Source organism: Acetobacter indonesiensis (assembly GCF_000963945.1).
In the GTDB taxonomy this organism is placed as follows: domain Bacteria; phylum Pseudomonadota; class Alphaproteobacteria; order Acetobacterales; family Acetobacteraceae; genus Acetobacter; species Acetobacter indonesiensis.
In genome coordinates this window covers 1-930 of the sequence record NZ_BAMW01000075.1, presented here as the reverse complement: position 1 = coordinate 930, position 930 = coordinate 1, and the positions used below count along the sequence as shown (strand labels likewise).

Sequence of the window (930 nt, the reverse complement as noted above, 5' to 3'; positions counted from 1 at the left end):
TCGCGATGTCGTCAGGGAGCATGTGGTCGAGCATCTGGGCACTGAAGAGGGCCTGCTGGTCATCAATGAGACCGGTTTTCTGAAGAAATGTCAGGCGTCCTGCGGTGTGGGGCAGCACTATACGGGCTCTGTCGGCAAGATCACGAACTGCCAGATTGGTGTATTTGCCACCTCTGTATCGGCGCGGGGCCACGCCTTTGTTGACCGCGCCCAAAAGACTGGAGATCGAGCCGTGAGCACCTGAAGCAGGCCCACGTTTCTGATGACGTGCTGTTTGCAACCAAACCGGCGTTAGCCTAGATGACGATTCAGCGGAGTATTGAGGCCGCTGTGCCCTTCCGCTGGGTTGCAGCAGGCAGCGTGTATGGCGTTGTTGATGTGGAACGCACCCTTCGCCAGGCAGGAATTGGATATGTCCTTGGGGTCAGAGGCAATCACTGGTTCGGGTCATGGGCGACAAGCCAACTGATTGCAGGAGAAGCCAAAGATATTACCGCAAATCTTCCAGAACAGACCTGGCACCGTCTGTCAACGGGAAGCGGCACAAAGGGCGAGCGGTTATACGGCTGGGCGTATCTTCCGCTTGCCGATCTGGATGCTGAAGTATTTGACTGCCCTATAGCCGGACTAAGGACACGGGGCCTGTTGATCCGCCGGAACATCGCCGATGGAGACCTTGCCTATTTTACAACATGGTGTCCAAAAGGAACAATCATGCAGGAACTCGTGAACGTTGAGGGTACGCGCTGGAGGATCGAAGACTGTTTCGAGACGGCCAAAAACGAATTCGGTCTTGATCATAACGAAACCCGTTCCTGGCATGGTTGGCATCGGCATGTCTCTCTGGTCATGCTCGGCTATGCCGTCATGCCCAGTGTCCGCTACCAGGCAAACTCACTGAAATAAAAAAACACAGCGCCAGACAGGAAA

At 55.1% G+C, this 930-nt stretch carries 1 pseudogene; it reads left to right on the top strand.

Annotation, left to right across the window (positions count from 1 at the left end):
- A pseudogene (locus tag Abin_RS13975) lies at window positions 1-930 on the top strand (IS701 family transposase); the annotation flags it as partial.